13 protein-coding genes and 2 tRNA genes are annotated in these 14,103 nt (G+C 71.0%); 11 read left to right on the top strand and 4 right to left on the bottom strand.

Annotation, left to right across the window (positions count from 1 at the left end):
- Window positions 1–7 precede the first annotated feature (7 nt).
- From dnaG to BCR15_RS10295, 3 genes are read left to right on the top strand one after another with little or no spacing between them, the layout of a single operon-like run.
- On the top strand, window positions 8–1,831 hold the full coding sequence (gene dnaG, locus BCR15_RS10300; protein WP_068752109.1) for a DNA primase: 1,824 nt from the start codon (window positions 8–10) through the stop codon (window positions 1,829–1,831).
- 58 nt (window positions 1,832–1,889) lie between these two features.
- On the top strand, window positions 1,890–2,126 hold the full coding sequence (locus BCR15_RS14390; protein ID WP_176715226.1) for a DUF485 domain-containing protein: 237 nt from the start codon (window positions 1,890–1,892) through the stop codon (window positions 2,124–2,126).
- A complete protein-coding gene (locus BCR15_RS10295) occupies window positions 2,123–3,553 on the top strand; it encodes a solute symporter family protein (protein WP_141680106.1) in 1,431 nt (476 codons plus the stop codon). Before BCR15_RS14390 ends, BCR15_RS10295 begins: the two co-directional genes overlap by 4 nt.
- Here the strand turns inward: BCR15_RS10295 and BCR15_RS10290 are convergent.
- Window positions 3,459–4,358, bottom strand: a complete 900-nt coding sequence (locus BCR15_RS10290) for a sigma-70 family RNA polymerase sigma factor (RefSeq protein ID WP_068752108.1) — start codon at window positions 4,356–4,358, stop codon at window positions 3,459–3,461. The genes BCR15_RS10295 and BCR15_RS10290 overlap by 95 nt on opposite strands.
- A 107-nt stretch (window positions 4,359–4,465) precedes the next feature.
- On the opposite strand from BCR15_RS10290, the gene BCR15_RS10285 reads away from it, so the two are divergent.
- The 3 genes from BCR15_RS10285 to BCR15_RS10275 all read left to right on the top strand — a co-directional run bounded on the left by BCR15_RS10285 (window position 4,466) and on the right by BCR15_RS10275 (window position 6,559).
- Window positions 4,466–4,957, top strand: a complete 492-nt coding sequence (locus tag BCR15_RS10285) for a hypothetical protein (RefSeq protein WP_068752107.1) — start codon at window positions 4,466–4,468, stop codon at window positions 4,955–4,957.
- Between the two features lie 56 nt (window positions 4,958–5,013).
- Window positions 5,014–5,089 (top strand) — tRNA-Asn (locus BCR15_RS10280).
- Window positions 5,090–5,263: 174 nt separating this feature from the next.
- Window positions 5,264–6,559, top strand: coding sequence for a cation:proton antiporter (locus BCR15_RS10275; RefSeq protein WP_068752106.1), 1,296 nt, complete (start codon window positions 5,264–5,266; stop codon window positions 6,557–6,559).
- Here the strand turns inward: BCR15_RS10275 and BCR15_RS10270 are convergent.
- Window positions 6,542–7,936: an alpha,alpha-trehalose-phosphate synthase (UDP-forming) gene (locus BCR15_RS10270; protein ID WP_068752105.1), complete on the bottom strand. Its 1,395-nt coding sequence runs from the start codon at window positions 7,934–7,936 to the stop codon at window positions 6,542–6,544. The genes BCR15_RS10275 and BCR15_RS10270 overlap by 18 nt on opposite strands.
- Before the next feature lie 63 nt (window positions 7,937–7,999).
- Here BCR15_RS10270 and otsB point away from each other — a divergent pair, with 63 nt between their 5' ends.
- Window positions 8,000–8,830 (top strand): trehalose-phosphatase, encoded by an 831-nt coding sequence (gene otsB, locus BCR15_RS10265; RefSeq protein WP_068752104.1) that lies wholly within the window; start codon window positions 8,000–8,002, stop codon window positions 8,828–8,830.
- Between the two features lies 1 nt (window position 8,831).
- Here otsB and BCR15_RS10260 read toward each other — a convergent pair.
- Window positions 8,832–8,905: transfer RNA gene (locus BCR15_RS10260), tRNA-Ile, on the bottom strand.
- Between the two features lie 38 nt (window positions 8,906–8,943).
- A complete protein-coding gene (locus tag BCR15_RS10255; protein WP_068752103.1) occupies window positions 8,944–9,819 on the bottom strand; it encodes a hypothetical protein in 876 nt (291 codons plus the stop codon).
- 127 nt (window positions 9,820–9,946) lie between these two features.
- Here BCR15_RS10255 and BCR15_RS10250 point away from each other — a divergent pair, with 127 nt between their 5' ends.
- Genes BCR15_RS10250 through BCR15_RS10235 form a run of 4 tightly spaced genes read left to right on the top strand, consistent with a single transcriptional unit; the run spans window position 9,947 to window position 13,960 of the window.
- Window positions 9,947–11,011 carry an AAA family ATPase gene (locus tag BCR15_RS10250; RefSeq protein WP_068752102.1) on the top strand — a complete coding sequence of 355 codons (1,065 nt, stop codon included), beginning with the start codon at window positions 9,947–9,949 and terminating at the stop codon, window positions 11,009–11,011.
- An 11-nt stretch (window positions 11,012–11,022) separates the two neighbouring features.
- Window positions 11,023–12,051 (top strand): DUF58 domain-containing protein, encoded by a 1,029-nt coding sequence (locus tag BCR15_RS10245; RefSeq protein ID WP_176715225.1) that lies wholly within the window; start codon window positions 11,023–11,025, stop codon window positions 12,049–12,051.
- Window positions 12,048–13,007, top strand: coding sequence for a VWA domain-containing protein (locus tag BCR15_RS10240; RefSeq protein WP_068752101.1), 960 nt, complete (start codon window positions 12,048–12,050; stop codon window positions 13,005–13,007). The genes BCR15_RS10245 and BCR15_RS10240 overlap by 4 nt, the downstream gene beginning before the upstream one ends.
- Window positions 12,995–13,960 carry a VWA domain-containing protein gene (locus BCR15_RS10235; protein ID WP_068752100.1) on the top strand — a complete coding sequence of 322 codons (966 nt, stop codon included), beginning with the start codon at window positions 12,995–12,997 and terminating at the stop codon, window positions 13,958–13,960. Before BCR15_RS10240 ends, BCR15_RS10235 begins: the two co-directional genes overlap by 13 nt.
- Window positions 13,961–14,103 lie beyond the last annotated feature (143 nt).

Here is a 14,103-nt window from a genome sequence, read left to right as displayed (position 1 = left end):
TGGCACCGTGGCGGGCCGGATCAACGACGAGGACATCGCGGCGGTCAGGGAACGCAGCCGGATCGACGACGTGGTCGGCAGCTATGTGGCGCTGCGCAACGCCGGCGGCGGATCGCTGAAGGGGTTGTGCCCCTTCCACGACGAGAAGACCCCCTCCTTCACGGTGACGCCCGCGCGCGGGTTCTTCTACTGCTTCGGCTGCGGCGAGGGCGGGGACGTCATCACCTTCCTGCAGAAGCAGCAGAACCTGTCCTTCACCGAGGCGGTGCAGGTGCTGGCCGACCGCAGCGGGATCGTGTTGCGCGTCGAGGACGACGGAGGACCGACGCAGGCACCCGGGATGCGCCGCCGCGTCATGGAGGCCAACGAGGCGGCGCAGGCGTTCTTCGCCGCGCAGCTGGAGTCGGCGGAGGCGGTCGAGGCGAGGCGCTTCCTCCACGGCCGCGGTTTCGACCGCGAGATCTCGCTGCGCTTCGGCATCGGGTACGCGCCCCGGCACGGGGGTGCGCTGCGGCAGACGCTGCGCGCCCAGGGCTTCTCCGATGAGGTCCTCCAGACCGCCGGGCTGACCCGTCAGGGCGGGCGGGACTTCTTCGTCGGACGCGTCCTGTGGCCCATCCGCGATTCGGCGCAGGCCGTCCTCGGTTTCGGGGCGCGGCGCCTCTACGACGACGACCGCATGCCGGCCAAGTACCTCAACACCCCCGAGACCCCGGTCTACAAGAAGTCGCAGGTGCTCTACGGTCTGGACCTGGCCCGCCGCGAGATCGGCCGCAAGGCGCAGGCCGTGATCGTGGAGGGCTACACCGACGTCATGGCCGCGCACCTGGCGGGCGTGGAGACCGCCGTCGCCTCGTGCGGCACGGCGTTCGGAGACGATCACGCCCGCCTGCTCCAGCGCCTCATGGGGACCCACGACGGCCTGCACGGCGAGGTCATCTTCACCTTCGACGGCGACAAGGCGGGGCAGGCGGCCGCCCTCAAGGTGTTCAAGGGCGACCAGAACTTCATCGCCCAGACCTACGTGGCGGTGGAACCCTCCGGGCTGGATCCCTGCGACCTGCGCCTCCAGCACGGCGACGCGGCGGTCCGGGAGCTCGTGGCGCGCCGCATCCCGCTGTACCGCTTCGTCATGGCCAACATCGCCAAGAGCTACGACCTCGATCGGGCGGACGGACGGCTCGGGGCCGCCAGGGAGGGCGCGGAGCTGCTGAGCTCCATCCGGGACCAGTCCCTGGTGAGCCAGTACCTGCGTGAGCTCTCGGCCGTGCTCGGCATGGACGTCGACGAGGTCCGCCGTGAGGCGTCGCGGGCCCGTCACCGGTCTCCGGAGCCCGACCACGGGGCTGACGACGCTCCTCGTCCGGACCCCGCGTGGCCGAACCCGAACGACCCGGGCCTCAGGCTCGAGCGCGACACCCTCAAACTCATGTTGCAGTGCCCCATGACGTTCGACGAGGCCTGGAACGCGGTCGAGGCGGAGGACTTCTCGCACCCCGCCTACGCCGCGGTCTTCCGCCTCATCGCGGAGGTTCCCTGGGGCGAGGCGTGGACCGACCGGCTGCGCGCGGCCGCGCCGTCGGACCTGGTGCGGCAGCTGATGGTGGCCCTTGTGGTGGAGCCGCTGCTCCGCGAGGCCGACGAGACCTATGCGCTGCAGCACAGCTCTCGGCTCAAGCTGGCGCGCGTGACGCGGCAGATCGCGGACCTCAAGTCCCGCCTGCAGCGCACGGACCCGGTGAAGGACCCCAGCGGGCACCGCGCCCAGTTCGCGCAGTTGACCGAGTTGGAGATGCGTCGCAAGCAGCTCCTGTCGGTCGGGCTCAGCTGAGCCACCCGTCGGCCCGGAGACGGCAGACCGGGACGACCTGACAAAGTCCGGTATTGCATTGTCCGCATCGGCCTGCCTACATTATCTTCACGTCGAGACATCGATCTACGCCACCGACTTCATGGCCGCCCCCTTCCTCGGCCTCGAGGGCCTCAACACCGGCATCGTGCTCGGCCTGTTCCAGTTCGCCGTCGTGTGGGTGTGGACCGCCATCTACGTGCGGGTCGCCGACCGGCGACTCGACCCGCTGTCGACGGTTCTGCGTGAGCGTCTCGTGGACGGAGCTGACCTGTGATCCCCCTGGAGGCCGCCGCCTACGGCAACCCGCTGATCAACATCGGCGTCTTCGCGGTCTTCGTCGCCGCCACCCTCGGTGTCGTCATCGTCGTCAGCCGGCAGAAGTCCAAGGCATCGGACTTCTACACGGGCGGCGCGAAGTTCTCGGGCCGCCAGAACGGACTCGCGATCACCGGCGACTACCTCTCGGCGGCCACCTCCACGCTCGTGATCTCGTTCGTCTACCTGTTGGCGCAGATGGCCGGTGCCGGCGGGCTGGTCGCGCTGCTGCTTGGCGTCTCGGACCGGTCGATGCAGGGCGTGGTGATCGGGCTGGTGGGCGTGCTGATGATCGTCTACGTGCTCATCGGCGGCATGAAGGGCACGACTTGGGTGCAGATGATCAAGGCGGTGCTCCTCGTCACCGGCGCTGCGGTGATGACCCTTCTCGTGCTGATGGGCGACGGGTTCAACCTCGATGCGCTGGCCCTTGCGGCCCAGCAGGCGGCGCTGGATCCGGCCACCGGCACGGGCAAGGATCTGCTGGAGCCCATGGGCCGCTACGGTGCGTCGGAGTTCACCAAGCTGTCGTTCCTGTCGCTGTCGCTGGCGCTCATCGCCGGCCCTTCCGGGCTGCCGCACGTGCTCATGCGCTTCTACACCGTGCCCACGGCGCGGGAGGCGCGCCGCTCTGCGGTGTGGGCCATCATCCTCGTCGGGAACTTCTTCCTGTTCACTCTCGTGCTGGGGCTCGGGGCCCCCAAGCTCGTCGGGCAGCAGGCCATCCTCGCCGCCCCCGGTGGCGCCAACTCCGCGGCGCCCCTCCTGGCGCTCGGCCTCGGCGGCGAGGTCTTCATGGGGGTCATCTCCGGCGTCGCGTTCGCGACGATCCTGGCCGTCGTGGCGGGGCTGACCATCACCGCGTCGGCGTCGTTCGCCCACGACGTGTACAACTCGATCCTCAAGGACGGCAAGGCCGACCCGGCGCAGGAGGTCCGCGTCGCGCGCATCACGTCGGTCGTCGTCGGAGTGCTCGCGATCCTCGGTGGCATCGCCGCCAACGGTCAGAACATCGCCTTCCTGATCTCGCTGGCGTTCGCTGTCGCGGCCTCCGCCAACCTGCCGTCGATCCTGTACACGCTGTACTGGCGGCGCTTCACCACGCGCGGGTCGGTGTGGTCCATCTACACCGGCCTCGTGTCGGCGACCCTGCTCATCGTCTTCTCGCCAGCGATCTCGGGATCGCCCGGGTCGATGTTGGGGGAGGGGATCGACTTCTCGTGGTTCCCGCTCGATAACCCCGCCCTGGTCAGCGTGCCGCTCGCCTTCCTGGCAGGCTTCCTGGGCACCGTCACCTCGAGCCGGCGCGGCGACGAGGAGTTCGCGATCGAGATGGAGGTTCGCTCGATGACGGGAGCCGGGGCGGGCGAGGCGATCGTCCACTGACGGGCACCGTCGTCCGGTCGCCACTGAGCAGCGCCCGTGCCGCGATCAGCGCCTCGCGCTCCCAGCGGAACACCGTCGACGGGGAGGCGCCCAGCCGCTCGGCCGCCGCGGCCAGGGTGTGCGGGGTGGCGCCAATGCCGTAGCGCAACTCCAGCACCCGCCGGTCCCGGGGGGTGAGCAGCTCGAGGAAGTCGAGGCCGTGGCCGACGTCGGCGAAGGAGTCCTCGGTGGCGGGGTCGGCGATCGTCGCCTCGTCGAGGCTCAGCCATCGCACCATGGCCCGCTGGGCGGCGGCCGCCGACACGCCGGCGGCCGCCGCAGCCTCGCCCAGGTCGGCCGCGGCACCGGCCGACTGCCGTGCATCGAGTTCGGCCCGGAGCCGCCGCGCGGCCCGGCGTTCCCACCGCGTCAGGGTGGGGCGGCCGGTGCGATGGCGGCTGCCGTCGCCCAACGCCCACGACACGCTCTCGAACGCGAAGGTCGTGAAGCGGGTCCCGCGGGTGAAGTCGTAGCGGAGGATCGCCTCCGCCACGGCGACGCAGGCGTCCTGGAACAGGTCCTCGGCGGGGAGGCCGCGGGCCACTGCGGCGCGCCTCGCCTGCTGCATGGCGATGCGCATCCCCGCCGACCACATCCGGGCCTGGGCCTCCCTGCCCAGAGCCACGACTCGTTCCAGCTCCGGATCCGCGCCCCGCGAGGCGAGGAGCTGCTCGGCGTACACCCCGGCCTCGACGGCGCGGGCGAGCTCTTCATCCTGCCCGGGGCGGAGATCGACCGCGGGCAGCTGCATCGTGTTGAGGTCCATGGCGCCAGCCTCGGCCGCCGCCGGGATCACCGGGGGGCGGATCGCGCCGCCTGTGGATGGATCCGCTACGCGCGGCGCGGTTGTCCACAGAGGAGCACAATGGTGCTATGGAGCTGTTCAATCGCCTGGATCCCGAGCTGATCGAGGAACTCGACACCGTGCTCGGCCACCGCGCTGACGTCCTCGCGCACGGCATCGGCGAGGGGGTGGTGCTGGTCGGCACCCGAACCGGCCTCGCCCGCCGCATGGGCGACACCTGGCGGGTGTGGGGCTGGGAGGAGATCGGCAGCGGGTCGTGGTCCGGCGAGGGCAGCACCTTCCGGTGGCGGACTGTCGAGGGCGAACGATTCGAGGCCCGGCTGGATGAGCCGGGGCGACTCCCGGAGCTGTTCCAGGAACGCGTGCAGGCGTCGACGGTGGTGCAGAGCACGGTGGAGGCCCCGCGAGGCCAGGTGCAGATCGTCGGCCGCCGCAGCCTCGGTCACCATCCCACTATGCACTGGTACGCCGTCCCGTCGGGCGGCGCTGACCTGGCCGATCCCCGGACGCGGGAGCTTGTGGTCGCCGAGACGGACCGGCTGAAGACCGAGTACTTCTGATTTCGCCACATCACGGATGATCTGCTAACGTTCTTCCTCGCGTGGGTAACCACTGATCCCTGGTAGCTCAATTGGCAGAGCATTCGACTGTTAATCGAAGGGTTACTGGTTCGAGTCCAGTCCGGGGAGCCAACGGACAAGCCGTTCTGACCAGCTGAACGCTGGTGAGAACGGCTTGTTCTTGTTTCCGCGGGCGTCCTGCCTCGCCCTTCCCCGCCCCCACGGGGGCCGTCTCCGACCGCCGAAACACTTCCGGCCCGGCCCGGCACGGCATACTGCGTGAGTGAGGGCAGAGGAGTCACGGACATGAGCGCCGATGCGGTGTGGCTGGTAGCCGGGCTGGCGTTGTTCGTCGCCGTCCTGGCTCCGGTGCTGGTTCGGTCGATCGCGCTGTCCGCACCCATGGTGCTCCTGCTCCTCGGCATGCTCATCGGGCTGCTGCCGATGCCGGACGGATGGTCCCTCGACCCTGTCGCGGGTCGGAAGGTCGTCGAGCACGTCACCGAGGTCGCCGTCCTCGTCGCGCTCATGGGCGTGGGCCTCGCGTTGGATCGGCCGCTGAGCAGAGACACCTGGCGCTCGTGGTCCCCGACGTGGCGGCTGCTGCTCGTCGCGATGCCCCTGACGATCGCCGCCATCTTCGTCCTGGGATGGACCGTCCTGGGGGTGGCCGCCCCGGCGGCCCTCCTGCTGGGTGCCTGCCTGGCTCCCACCGATCCGGTGCTCGCCGGCGACGTGCAGGTCGACGGCCCGAGCACGGGCGGCTCGGCGGAGGAGGCGGAGCCCGACGAGCGCAACGAGGTGAGGTTCGCGCTGACCTCCGAGGCGGGCCTCAACGACGGCCTCGCGTTTCCGTTCGTCTACGCCGCCGTGTTCCTGGCATCCCGCGGGTCGGTCTCCGAGTGGGGAGCCGGCTGGCTCGCCTGGGAACTGGTCGGCAAGATCTTGCTCGGGGTCCTGGTCGGCGCGCTCGTCGGCTGGGGCCTCGGGCGGCTCGCCTTCCGGGCCGCGGACCACCGCCTGCGGATCGCGGAGCGCGGTGAGCCGCTGCTGGCCGTCGCCGCCCTGGTGCTGTCCTACGGGGCGACGGAGGTCGCCGGCGGGTACGGATTCCTCGGCGTGTTCGCCTGCGGCCTGGCTTTACGCAGCGTCGAGCGCCACCACGACCACCATCGGGCCATGCATCAGGTGGTCGGCTATCTGGAACGGCTGCTGATCCTCGTCATCCTGCTCTTCCTAGGCATGGCGCTGACCCGCACCCTGCTCGGCGGCGTGGACTGGCGCGCCGTCGTACTCGCGTTCGCCCTGGTCTTCGTCATCAGGCCGCTCGCCGCGTGGGTGTCGCTCAGCGTGGCGGCCCGGGACCCGGAGCGGCCGGGAGGGCTACAGCCGGCCGAGCGGCTCGTCGCGGCGTTCTTCGGGGTCCGTGGCGTCGGATCCCTCTACTACCTGGCCTACGCCGGTGGCTTGGTCGCCCTCCCGGACGAGCAGTGGCTCTGGTCGGCGGTCGCCTTCACGATCCTGCTGTCGGTCGTGGTGCACGGGGCGGCGTCGACGCCGGCACTACGCCGGCTTGACCCCCGATCAGTCCAGCCCGGCTAAGTCCCCGAGGAACGCGTCCGCCCAGTGGTCGATGGTGTTGGCCTTGACCTGCTTCTTCAGCGCCCGCATGCGCCGCTCCCGCGCCTTCAGGGGATCGGTGGCGGCCTGCATGAGGACCGCCTTCATGCCGTTGAGGTCGTAGGGGTTGACCAGATAGGCCTGCTTCAGTTCCAGGGCGGCACCGGCGAACTCGCTGAGCACGAGGGCTCCGCCGGTGTTCGGATGGCAGGCCACGTATTCCTTCGCGACGAGGTTCATCCCGTCGCGCAGGGGCGTCACCACCATGACGTCGGCGATGCGGTACATCGCCGCCATCGTCTGGCGGGGGAACCCGGCGTGCCGGTAGACGATCGCGGGCCGGCCGATGCCCCCCACCTCGGAATTGATGCGTCCCACCAGCAGATCGATGTCGTCGCGCAGGCGCTTGTACTCCTCGACCCGTTCCCGCGAGGGCGTGGCCACCTGGAGGAACACGTCCTCCGCCGGGTTGAGCTTGCCCTCCTCGAACAGCTCTCCCATGGCCCGGATGCGCTGCCGCAGCCCCTTGGTGTAGTCGAGACGGTCGACCCCCAGGAAGATGCGCTTGGGGTGGCCCAATTCCTCCAGCAACGCCTCGGACTCGGCGATGACCTCGGGGGTGTTCGCCAGGTCCGCGAAACCCTGCGTGTCGATGGAGATGGGGTAGGCGCGCGACACGCTGGCATGGGAGTCGGTGACCTGCACACGGTCCCGCTCGACCTTCAGGCCGGTCTGCCGCCGCACGAGGCGCAGGAAGTTCGCGGCGCCGCCCGGGACCTGGAAACCCACGAGGTCCGCGCCGAGAAGCCCTTCGAGGATCTCCGTGCGCCACGGCAGCTGCAGGAACAGCTCGATGGGGGGGAAGGGGATGTGCAGGAAGAAGCCGACCCTGAGGTCGGGCCGCAGCTCCCGCAGCATCTGTGGCACCAGCTGCAACTGGTAGTCCTGCACCCAGACCGTGGCGCCCTCGTCGGCCGCCTCCGCCGCCGCTTCCGCGAACCGACGGTTGACGGTCACGTAGGCGTCCCACCACTCCCGATGGAACTCGGGGAACGCGACGGTGTCGTGGTAGAGGGGCCAGAGGGTGGCGTTGGAGAAGCCCTCGTAATACTCCTCGTACTCGGCGGCGCTCAGGGGGACGGGCACCACCGAATAGCCGTCGTGCTCGAACGGGGCGACCTGCTCGTCCGCGGCCCCGTGCCACCCGATCCAGGCCCCGCCGCGCTGGCGCATCACGGGTTCCAGCGCCGTGACCAGGCCTCCGGGTGAGGTCCGCCAGTCCACGCTCCCATCGGATGCGGTGACGCGGTCCACGGGCAGGCGATTGGCGACGACGACGAAGCTGGCGAGTTGCGACATTGGTTCCTCCTGCTCTACACCCTAGCGACTGGCCGGGACGATCCGCCGTGGCAGAGTGTGGGCATGACTTCTTGGCGAGCCATCTCAGACGCAGCCCACGAGTTCTTCGACGCCGCGGCGGCGGCCCCGGACCGGGTCCTTGTCGCCATGGATTTCGACGGCACCCTGGCCCCGATCGTCGACGATCCGGACCTCTCCGCGCTGCATCCCGCGGCCGCGACCGCGCTCACGGAGTTGGGCCATCGAGTGGGCCATCTCGTCGTCATCACGGGCCGCCCGGTCGAGACGGTGGTGCGGCTCGGCCGGCTGGCGGAGAGGCCTGGCCTGGACCGCTTGGTGGTCCTGGGCCAGTACGGAGCAGAGCGATGGGATGCGGCGACTGGCGTCGCCACCCCGCCCGAGACCCCGCAGAGCGTCGCTGTGGCCACCGTCGAGCTGGAGCGGCTGCTCGACGAGGTCGGCCCGCCCGGGGTGCACCTGGAGCACAAGGGCCGGGCGGTCGGGGTGCACACCCGGCGCTGCCCGGATCCGGCGGCCGCTTTCGCCGAGCTGAAGCCGCACGTCGCGCGCATCGCTGCCGCCAACGGCCTGGTCCTGGAGCCCGGAAAATTCATCCTCGAGCTGCGCGCGTCGACGGTCACCAAGGGCGAGGCGCTCAGGGACATCGTCGAGGAGACCGGTGCGCTTGTCGTGGCGATGTGCGGCGACGATCTGGGCGACCTGCCCGCGTTCGATCTCCTGGACGACCTCGCGGCGGCCGGCCTGGCCACCTGCCGCGTCGTCAGCGGCTCGGCGGAGCTCCCGGCGCTCGGCGACCGGGCCGACGTCCTGGCCGACGGGCCGGCGGGGGTGGCCGCGTGGTTGTCGGAGGTGGCGTCGCGCGTCGGCGCCTGAGTGGGGCGAGCGGGGCTCGAACCCGCGACCCGCGGATTATGAGTCCGCTGCACTAACCGGCTGTGCTATCGCCCCGTGACGGGCCGCCAGCATAGCGCGGCCGGCTGGGCCGGTCAGAGCCGAGGGTTGACCGTCGGGGCGCCGGGACCGGACTGGTCGCCGCTGGGCTGGTTCATCGACGGGCTGTCCGAGTAGGGGCCCGGGTCGCTGCCGGGGGACGGGGTGCCCGACGGCGACTGAGGCTCACCCGACTGCGAGCCCGTCTGCGAGCCGGACGGCGAGCCGGAGCCGCTGCCCTCGCCCATCGAGGGGATCGGCTGGGGCGCGTTGACGGGCGGCTGGTTCTGGAACGCGAGGATCGCCAGCAGGATCGCGACGGCGGTGATCAGCGCCATGAGCAGGAACGACACCAGCATCGTGATCCACCCGGCGCGGTCCGTGCGGCCGGGCCAGGGGAGCGGCCACGCACGGGTCGGTCCGGTGCCCGTGCGGTCGATCCAGTGCAGCCGGTAGTCGGGCCCGGACGGCTCGCTGAGCGGCGGGCTCATCGACAGGTCGACCGCCCGCAACACGCGGTCGGCCTCCAGAACGGCGGCCAGCGAGCCGTCGAAGGCCAGCGCCGCCCAGGGGGCGAGCGGACCGTGGTCCGCGAGGGCCGGGTCCTCGGCCTCCCCGCGGAATCGCACTGCCATGCGGCCGTCGTCCTGGTCCTGCCCGCCGCGGGCGACCACGGTGTCGATGTGCATGGCGTTGACCTCGCCGGCGAAACGCGCGCGTGCCGCGGGGTCGGCGGCCGCGCCCTCGGACAGCAGGATGAGAAGGACCGCGTCTCCGCGCTCCTCGTGCGCCGCGAACGCCGTGCCGGCCGGGGTCGCGGTGAGGCGCGAGTCGAGCCAGAAGTCTCCGACCCGCGCCGGGTCGTCGTCGCGGAGCGGATGGTGACCGGCCATCGGGGCCGGGTCGCGGCCGGCGTCGTCGTGGGTGCTCATCGGTACCATCAAACCACGCGTCACCGGGCGGGCGCGTGTCCGGTCGGCGCGCTCGGGCCCGCGGGAGCGCTTCCTCCGGGCGCTATCGTTGGGCGCGGGTCACGACCGAACCAGAAGGAGTCACCGCGTGAGCACACCGTCGATCGACGAGACCGATCTGCCGCGCGACGTCGCCGGGGCCGCACGCCTGCTGGGCGACGCGATCAGCCAGGTGCAGCGGGTCATCGTCGGCCAGGAGCACATGGTGCAGCAGCTGATGGTGGCGCTGCTGGCGAAGGGCCACTGCCTGCTCGAGGGCGTGCCCGGCGTCGCGAAGACCCTGGCCGTCCGGTCGTTCGCGACCGTCGTCGGCGGCGACTTTGCGCGGGTGCAGTTCACCCCGGACCTCGTGCCCTCGGACATCGTCGGCACGCGCATCTATTCCGCGCGGACGGAGAGCTTCGAGATCGAGCTCGGCCCCGTGTTCGTCAACTTCGTCCTGGCCGACGAGATCAACAGAGCTCCCGCCAAGGTGCAGTCCGCGATGCTCGAGCTGATGGCCGAGAAGCAGGTGTCCATCGGCGGCCGCACCTACCCCGCGCCGAAGCCCTTCATCGTCATCGCCACCCAGAACCCCATCGAGTCGGAGGGCGTCTACCCGCTGCCCGAGGCCCAGCGGGACCGCTTCCTCCTCAAGGTGGACGTGCCCTACCCGCGCGGCAACGAGGAGCTGGAGATCCTGCGCCGCATGAGCGTCAGCCCGCCGGAGGCGAACCGGGTCCTGGACCCGGCGTCGGTGCGCCATCTGCAGGACATGGCTTCCAACGTGTTCGTCCACAACCTGGTGGCCGAGTACATCGTGCGGCTGGTACTCGCCTCCCGGACCCCCGCCGATTTCGGCATGCCGGACCTCACCGGCGTCATCCAGATCGGCTGCTCGCCGCGCGCGACCCTGGGCCTCGTGGCCGCCTCGCGGGCGCTGGCGCTCATCAACGGCCGCGACTACGTGCTCCCCACCGACGTGCAGGCCGTCGCCCGCGACGTCATGGCGCACCGCATCGTGCTGGCCTTCGACGCCGTGGCGGACAACATCAACCCCACCGACGTCGTCGACCGCATCGTCGCCATGGTTCCGGCACCCACACCCGTGTGGAACGAGCAGCAGCGCGAGGCGGCGCACCAGAGCCATGCCCACCAGCCCGGGCGCAGCTGAGGGACCGCCCCGTGGCCCGACCCGACGAGAGCGGCGCCGAGTGGTCGGTCCTCAGGCCGCCCACCGGGCCGACGATCCCACTGGCGCGGCTCGCCCCCGAGGCGGCCCTGCGCCGGCTCGAACTGACGATCGTGCGCCGGCTGGAGGGCTTCCTCCACGGTGACCACCTGGGGCTGCTGCCGGGTGCCGGCTCCGACACCAACGACGCGCGCGTCTATCAGCCGGGCCAGGACGACGTCCGCAAGATCGACTGGGCCGTCACGGCCCGTACGACCGTCCCGCACGTCCGCGACACCATGGCCGACCGGGAGCTGGAGGTCTGGGCTTTGCTCGACGTGACCCCGTCGATGAACTGGGGAACCGAGGGCGTCACCAAGCGCGACCTGGGGATCGCGGCGATCGCCACCATCGGCTTCCTCAGCCAGCGGATGGGCGACCGTTTCGGAGGCATGATGATGCTTCCCGACCAGGTCAAGCGCCTGCCCGCCCGTTCAGGCCGCACAGCGCTCTACGGTCTGCTGCGCAAGATGCTCGTCGAGCCGATCGTGCCGGACCACGCCCCAGGTGACCTCGAACTCGCCGACGGCATCGAACACATGACCCGGTCCCAGCGGCGTCGGGGCATGCGGGTCATCGTCTCGGACTTCCTCACGCCGGGCGACTCGGAGCTGGATCCTGAGGTCCCGCCGCCGTGGGAGAAGGCGGTGCGTCGGCTGGCCGTGCGTAACCAGGTCCTCTGCGTCGAGGTCGTCGACCGACACGAACTGGAGCTGCCCGACGTCGGCGAGATGCTCATCCACGACCCCGAGACCTCGTTCGCGCGCTACGTCAACACCTCCGACGACGCCGCCCGGCGCCGCATGGACGCCGCCACCCGGGCTCAGCGCGAGCGGGTGCGCGTCGCGTTGCGGCGCGCCGGCGCCGGACACATCCAGCTCCGCACGGACCGGGACTGGGTGGCAGACATCGCCCGGTTCGTCCTCAACTACCGGCGCATCGCGGGCATGCTGCACCAGCCCCCCCAGGGGGTGAGCAAGTGATCCCGGAGTTCGAGAACCCGGAGCGGCTGTGGACCCTGCTCCTGCTGCCCGTGCTCGTCATCGTCTACCTCGTGCTGCTGCGGCTCAAGGGCCGCGTCGCGTTGCGGTTCACCAACACCGGGGTCCTCAACCGCGTCGTGGGTGCGCAGCGCCGCTGGACCCGGCATCTCGCGGTGGCGATGTCGCTGGCGTCTCTGGTGGCGTTGGGCCTGGCCTACGCGAACCCGCTCGGCACCGAGCGTCAGCCGCGTGAGCGTGCGACCGTCGTCCTCGTGGTCGACACCTCGCTGTCCATGTCGGCCGAGGACGTCGAGCCCTCCCGGCTCGAGGCGGCGAAGGCCGCCGCCGGCACCTTCGTCGAGAACCTCCCCGACAGCTTCAACGTGGCCGTGGTCGCCCTGTCCGGCCGCCCCTCGATCGTCGTCCCCCCGACCACCGACCGGGGCGTCACGCAGCGCGCCATCGCTGCCCTGGAACTCGCCGACGGCACGGCCATCGGCGACTCCATCGACGCCGCCTTGCGCGCGGTGGACCAGGCGCCTCCCGGAGAGGACGACGAGGAGCCGGCGCCGGCCATGGTCGTCCTGCTCTCCGACGGCGCCTCCACCGAGGGCGCGGCCCCGGACCAGGCGGTGAGCCGCGCCAAGGGCCGCGACATCCCGGTGTTCACGATCGCCTACGGCACCCAGAACGGTTTCGTCGACATCGACGGCCAGCGCGAGAACGTCGCTCCCGACACCGCGACGCTCGAGCGGATCGCTGTCGAGACCGGCGGACGCTCGGTCGACGCCGACGACGCCGAGTCCCTCGCGACGGCGTATCGACAGATCGGCTCCGTGGTCGGCTATGAGGACGTCAAGAAGCCCATCACGGCGCAGTACGCGTTCGCCGCCCTGGGGTTCGCCATCGTCGCCGCTCTGGGGGCCGTCATGATGGCCGCGAGGTGGCCGCGATGACGCCCCTCATGCTGGAGTTCATGCGGCCCGAGCGGCTGTGGGCGCTGGCCATCATCCCGCTCATCGCGGTCCTGTACGTCCTGCTCGCCGGGCGCCGCGTCCAGCGACCCATGAGCAGCCGCCTGCGGGTCGTCCTGCCCCGTGACGCCGCGTGGAAGCGGCACGGCGCCGTCCTGCTCGCGCTCCTGAGCCTCGGCTCGCTCATCATCGCGTGGGCGGTGCCGAAGGACTACGTCGATCAGCCGCGCGACCGGGCCACCATCGTCGTCGCGCTCGACGTCTCCTGGTCCATGGAGGCCGAGGACGTCGAACCCAACCGGCTCGCAGCCGCCCAGGCCGGCGCCAAGGCCTTCATCGACTCACTGCCCGAGCGGTTCAACGTGGCGCTGGTGACGTTCGCGGGCACGCCGGACATCGCGGTGCCCCCGACCATCGACCGTGGGGCCGTCGCCCGGGCCATCGACGCCGTCCAGCTCGCCCCCTCGACGGCGGTCGGTGAGGGCGTGTACACCAGCCTCAAGGCGCTGACGCTGGTGGCCCCGGACCCGGACGACCCGGAGGCCGTCGCCCCCGCCGCCGTCGTCCTTCTGTCCGACGGCGCGACCAACATCGGCCGGAGCTCGGCCGGCGCGGCCGAACTGGCGGCGAGCCAGGAGGTGCCCGTCTACACCATCGCGTACGGCACCGACAACGGCTACGTCGAGCAGGACGGGCAACGCCAGCGGGTCGCCGTCGACCACTACGAGCTGTCCGAGATCGCCCGACTCTCGGGGGGCAAGAAGTACGCGGCGGAGAACAGCGGCCAGCTGCGCGAGGTGTACGAAGCCATCCGGCGCTCGGTCGGGACGGAGCGGGTGCCGGCCGAGGTGACCGACCGCTACGCGGGGCTTGCCATCATCTTCGCCGCCCTCGCCGCGCTCGGCGTCATCTCGCTCGGCGCCCGCTGGCCCTGATCGGGCGTACCGGGTCGTACGGGTTCGGTACAGAAATGGATCAGCGCTAGCCACTGCCACGTACGGCCACTACCGTGGGGGTCAGCTCACTCATCCGGGTCCGGGTGGGTCGTTGGCCTGCATGGGGGGAGGCCAACGGCCCA

The sequence above is a fragment of the Tessaracoccus lapidicaptus genome, assembly GCF_001693815.1.
Lineage (GTDB): Bacteria > Actinomycetota > Actinomycetes > Propionibacteriales > Propionibacteriaceae > Arachnia > Arachnia lapidicapta.
The sequence above is the reverse complement of the archived record's forward strand: the minus strand, read 5'-3'. Positions and strand labels throughout refer to the sequence as shown.

Bases quoted from the DNA above. Each gene is read 5' to 3' on its own strand.
- BCR15_RS10290 (WP_068752108.1), bottom strand. From the start codon at position 4,358: ATGGACCTCAACACGATGCAGCTGCCCGCGGTCGATCTCCGCCCCGGG.
- BCR15_RS10285 (WP_068752107.1), top strand. From the start codon at position 4,466: ATGGAGCTGTTCAATCGCCTGGATCCCGAGCTGATCGAGGAACTCGAC.
- BCR15_RS10275 (WP_068752106.1), top strand. From the start codon at position 5,264: ATGAGCGCCGATGCGGTGTGGCTGGTAGCCGGGCTGGCGTTGTTCGTC.
- BCR15_RS10270 (WP_068752105.1), bottom strand. From the start codon at position 7,936: ATGTCGCAACTCGCCAGCTTCGTCGTCGTCGCCAATCGCCTGCCCGTG.
- otsB (WP_068752104.1), top strand. From the start codon at position 8,000: ATGACTTCTTGGCGAGCCATCTCAGACGCAGCCCACGAGTTCTTCGAC.
- BCR15_RS10255 (WP_068752103.1), bottom strand. From the start codon at position 9,819: ATGAGCACCCACGACGACGCCGGCCGCGACCCGGCCCCGATGGCCGGT.